Source organism: Cyanobacteriota bacterium, from assembly GCA_025054735.1.
GTDB lineage: Bacteria > Cyanobacteriota > Cyanobacteriia > SKYG9 > SKYG9 > SKYG9.
In genome coordinates this window covers 1-4,857 of the sequence record JANWZG010000310.1, presented here as the reverse complement: position 1 = coordinate 4,857, position 4,857 = coordinate 1, and the positions used below count along the sequence as shown (strand labels likewise).

General features: G+C 50.8%; 5 protein-coding genes. 4 read left to right on the top strand and 1 reads right to left on the bottom strand.

Annotated elements, in window-relative coordinates; genetic code table 11:
* Positions 1–266: translational GTPase TypA (locus NZ772_13855; GenBank protein MCS6814634.1), on the top strand; the 266-nt coding region annotated here is incomplete at its 5' end.
* 289 nt (positions 267–555) lie between these two features.
* Here NZ772_13855 and NZ772_13850 read toward each other — a convergent pair.
* A complete protein-coding gene (locus NZ772_13850) occupies positions 556–1,752 on the bottom strand; it encodes a bifunctional sterol desaturase/short chain dehydrogenase (protein ID MCS6814633.1) in 1,197 nt (398 codons plus the stop codon).
* 197 nt (positions 1,753–1,949) lie between these two features.
* Here NZ772_13850 and NZ772_13845 point away from each other — a divergent pair, with 197 nt between their 5' ends.
* From NZ772_13845 to NZ772_13835, 3 genes are all read left to right on the top strand, one after another.
* The gene (locus NZ772_13845; GenBank protein ID MCS6814632.1) at positions 1,950–2,723 is read left to right on the top strand and encodes a class I SAM-dependent methyltransferase; all 774 of its coding nucleotides are present in this window, start codon (positions 1,950–1,952) and stop codon (positions 2,721–2,723) included.
* A 139-nt stretch (positions 2,724–2,862) separates the two neighbouring features.
* Complete coding sequence (locus NZ772_13840) at positions 2,863–3,789, top strand: branched-chain amino acid transaminase (GenBank protein MCS6814631.1); 927 nt, start codon at positions 2,863–2,865, stop codon at positions 3,787–3,789.
* Positions 3,790–3,793: 4 nt separating this feature from the next.
* The coding region (locus tag NZ772_13835) for an ATP-binding cassette domain-containing protein (protein MCS6814630.1) at positions 3,794–4,857 on the top strand (1,064 nt) is incomplete at its 3' end.

Below are 4,857 nucleotides of genomic sequence, written 5' to 3'. Positions count from 1 at the left end.
TCTTCATTACTCCTGGCACTAGGGTATACAAGGGCATGATTGTCGGTGAGCACAACCGTCCCCAAGACTTAGAACTGAATGTGTGCAAGACGAAACAGCTTACGAATCACCGAGCAGCAGGCGGTGATGAGCTAGTGCAACTACAGGCACCTGTGGAAATGAGCCTAGAGCGGGCGCTGGAATACATTGGCCCCGATGAACTGGTAGAAGTGACACCAGCATCAATCCGGTTGCGGAAGCTGACAAAGAAACTTGCCAAGCGCTAAGGGTGAATGGGCGATTCATAAGCATCTAGACTATGGCACTCAAGGGTTGCTCAAAAGTTTGCTAAAAACAAGACCAAGCCATAATTGCTGTTGCAGTTCGTAGTCAGGACTTAAGTCCTCATACCAATTCTCTAAACGCCAGCGACATCACCCATCAGTTCGTAGTCAGGACTTAAGTCCTGGCCACTAGCTATCTGTAGTCATAGCACAGAGAAGAGTTACGACTACAAGCGTTCTGCTGAATTTAATTTGTGCATTGCTCTACCAGCAACCCAGTGAATGCATCAAGCTAGCTGTCAACGGCTCTAGAGCGCCGGGAAAATAGGCGGAAGTAGAGCGATCGCCCCGCTTCTTTGAGGGGGAACAGCAGATAGGTGAGGGGGTTAATCGTGACAATAATGTTGCGAACATCTCGTTGAGCTAGGGCTACGATCGCCTTAGCCACAAACTGTGCCGACATTACACCATAGGGGTTCAGGTTGCTGCGGAATGGCCCCAAAATCAGCTTACGGATGATGCAGGGAGCATCGAGGCGGCGCAGGGTGATCAGATCGCCAATTAATCGCTTAGATAGTTCGTACAGGGGGCTGAGAGCAGGGCTGACCTCTGCTTCGGAGGTGTTAATCCACAGTTCTTTCAGAGCACGGTGCTCAGAGGCTTCCACAGTGCTGAGAAACAGTTCCATCCATCGCCAGACAGACAAAGCGTTCACCTCTAATGATCGCTCAATGGCATCAGGAGTCCGATCGCCATGGACATTGATCCCGTGGTTCACAATCAAAATGTCTACTCCCCGCAACAACTCCCGCAGTGCTTCTTCCTGACCAAGCTGCCAGGTCACTACCTGCACTGTAGGGTCAAACTCAGCCGCTGTGGATGTGGTTAGGGCGATCGGCTTAGCACCCTTAGCAGCCAACGCTGCAATCAGTGCCCGCCCCATGGTGCCCGCTGCTCCGGTTATGGCCACGCGCTTACCCTTCAAGGCCAAACTCGTCCCTAGTAAATTATCTACTAGCGTAAAGGTACCGCAAAAATAGGCATTACCCTGATCAAAATGGTGCCGCCAATGGTAAGTGCGATTAACAGTCCAGCGGCTAGGTTTTTCCACCAAGTTGCCTGGTTCATGGGTGAAGTCAGTCCATAGTAGCCATCCCCGCGATCGGGCTACTGCTGTCACTAAGAACCCAAGAGCGTAGACACAGCCTACTAGTAAGGCCAGTTTTTGAGTGATCCCAGCTACTAATCCGGTTACACCCACCATCACCAGAGCTTCAGGCACGTCATTGTACCACTGGGCTTTGCAATAGGCTTCTCGACTCACAACGCTAAGGTCACGGCGATAGGCCTTGTGGTGCAGGCTATGGGGACTCTGTAGTGGCTGCCAATAGTGCCCAGCTAGATGGTACAGGTCACGAACGACTTCAGCTAGGAGGACGGAGGCTGCGCCCATCAGCCCTTGTGCTAACCAGGAATAAATCTCTGCCATAGAAATGATGTTAAAACTGCAATGGTGTCAATCAATGCTCAGAACTTAGGTGTGGTGACGATAAACCGTAATCGCCATGTTGAAATCAGTTTAATAATTCGTCATGATTCTACACAAGTTATCGCCACTCTTGACTGACTAAGTTTCAGAAATGCTGGAGCAGAATTACACCAAGCTGTTGATTGTCGATCATCATCATGGGACAAGTTGCGCGATCGTGGCTAGAGAAACTCCACCCTGTCAGTCCATACCAAGATTTCAACTACCAAGACTTTCCGGTCGATTTGCAAGGATGGGGTAGCAGACACCCAATTTTTGAACAATTGATTACCGAGTTACAGCCCCGTTTGATTTTAGAAGTGGGTACCTGGAAGGGGGCTTCAGCGCTCCACATGGCCTCTATTCTGCGTCAACAGCAGCTTGATGCAGCTATTATCTGCATTGACACATGGCTGGGAGGAATAGAGCATGTGCTGTCGTTGGGCGATCGTCCCCCCGATCTCCATGCCTTTCAGCGCCACGGCTATCCGACGCTGTACTACCAATTCCTAGCCAACGTCATGCACACTGAGCTGCACGATTACATCATCCCGTTCCCCAATACTAGCAGCATTGCTGCTCGCTGGCTGGCATTTCACGCTGTACAGGCCGATTTAGTCTACATTGATGCTAGCCACGATGCGGCGGATGTCTACCAAGACTTAGTGAACTATTGGGATTTGGTGCGGCTGAATGGAGTCATGCTAGGTGATGATTGGCGGGCTGAGTGGCCAGGGGTCATTAGTGCCGTCACTCGCTTTGTTGAGCAACAGGGGGGCAAGGTCAACCTAGAGTTGGCTGAAAACAAGTGGCTCTTGCGCAAGTTGCCTGACCCTACACAGGTTCAGATTGCTCAGTTGCAGGAGCGCTTAAGTACCATTGAGCAGTTTCTCCAAGAATTTACCAATCTGTGGACACCCTCTGAGGAGTGAGTTGTGCGCAGGCTAATTGGTTGATGTGCTAGCCCTGTATGAATGATAATGATGAAATCTGTTGACACGAATCCTAACTAGAGGATGATACCCGTGCGACAATAGAATTTTTATCTCATGGCAATTGGCGCAAGCAGTAATGTCTACAGTTTCATCTCCAACCTTTTTACCGATCGCATACTTTCAAGGACAGTTCATTCCGTTTGCTGAGGCGAATCTTTCCATTGCTACCCATGCTCTTCACTACGGAACAGGAGCCTTTGGGGGGTTGCGTGGCATCCCTGATCCCCAGAATTCCAGCCAGATTTTGCTCTTTCGACTCGATCGTCACTGCCAGCGCCTCAGTCACAGTGCTAAGTTTCTCCACTTTGACCTACCCGCAGACAAAATTCAGACCTTAATCATCGAGTTTGTGCAAAAGAATCGTCCCAACCAACCTTTCTACATTCGTCCCTTTGTTTACACCTCTGATCTTGGGATTGCACCCCGTCTGCACAGTGTCCAAAAAGACTTTTTCATCTACGGGCTAGAAATGGGAGACTACTTGCCCAAGGATGGTGCCACCTGTCGGATTAGCTCTTGGTATCGTCAGGAGGATCGCAGCCTGCCCTTGCGGGGCAAAATTAGCGGCGCTTACATTACATCCTCGTTGGCCAAGACAGAAGCCGTTGAGTCTGGCTTTGATGAGGCGATTTTGATGAACTCCCAGGGCAAAGTCTGTGAAGCGTCGGGCATGAATGTGTTCCTAGTTCGCAATGGCCAACTGATCACTCCTGGCTTTGACCAAGACATCCTAGAAGGCATCACTCGCGATAGCATTCTTACCCTAGCCAGAGACTTGGGTATCCCTGTGGCAGAGCGATCGGTGGACAAGACTGAACTGTTCATTGCGGATGAAGTGTTCCTCAGTGGTACAGCAGCAAAAATCACCCCAGTGAAGCAAATTGAAAACTATCACCTCTCGCCCGATCGCCCCATTACTACCAAGCTGATGACTCTGCTAGCAGCCATCACTGAAAATCGGGAGCCTAGATATAGCGACTGGGTATTCACCATTGCCCTCTGAGCTAATGCGTGTTGAACTGCGGCATATTTGCAAACGGTTTGGCTCTGTTCAAGCCAACGACGATGTATCTCTGACTTTGGAAGCAGGCAGCATCCACGGGCTGCTAGGGGAAAATGGTGCTGGCAAAAGTACCCTGGTGAAGGTGTTGAGTGGGTTTATTCCCTGCGATCAAGGTGAAATTATTCTAGACGGCAAGCCTGTGCACCTGCGATCGCCAGCAGCAGCAATCCAGGCCGGTGTAGGTATGTTGCACCAGGATCCACTAGACTTTCCCCCCCTGACGGTAATCGAAAACTTTCTCATGGGTCGCCCTAGTGGGTGGTTCCTCAACTACCGGGCTGGGCTTCGTCAGTTTCAACAGCTTGCTGCCCAGTTCAATTTCCACCTAGACCCCAAGGCATTGGTAGCTACCCTGACGGTTGGCGAACGGCAACAACTGGAAATTTTGCGGCTGTTGTCCCTAGGGGTGCGAACACTGATTTTAGATGAGCCGACTACCGGCATTTCGGCTTCTCAGAAAACAGCCCTGTTTGAAGCCATGCGGCAGTTAGCAGCAGCGGGACATTCCATCATTTTTGTTTCCCATAAGTTAGAAGATGTGGAGCAACTCTGCGATCGAGTCACCATCATGCGGCAAGGGCAGGTTGTTGGTCATGAGGTTATCCCATGCCCTCCAGAACGCCTAGTGGCCTTGATGTTTGAGAAAACCTTAGCCCCTCCGGTAAAGCCACCAACTTGTCAGGAGCGGGTGTTATTGCGGCTACAGTCCTTGCAGGTTACTACCGAGCGCCTGCAAATTCACCTTGACCAGTTAGAGGTGCACGCTGGTGAAGTGATTGGACTAGCAGGGTTAGAGGGCAATGGTCAACAGTTGCTGCTGCAATGTTGTGCTGGCTTATTGCGCCCCAGTGCTGGCACTATTCACCTCTGTCCTCTGGGTGGCGACTCTGTAGAGCTAACCCATTTGCCCTATCAGCGGTTTCTTCAGGCTGGGGTTGGTTATGTGCCCGCCAATCGCCTCCAAGATGGCTTGATCCCTGGTTTATCCATCCAAGAGCATGTAGCTTT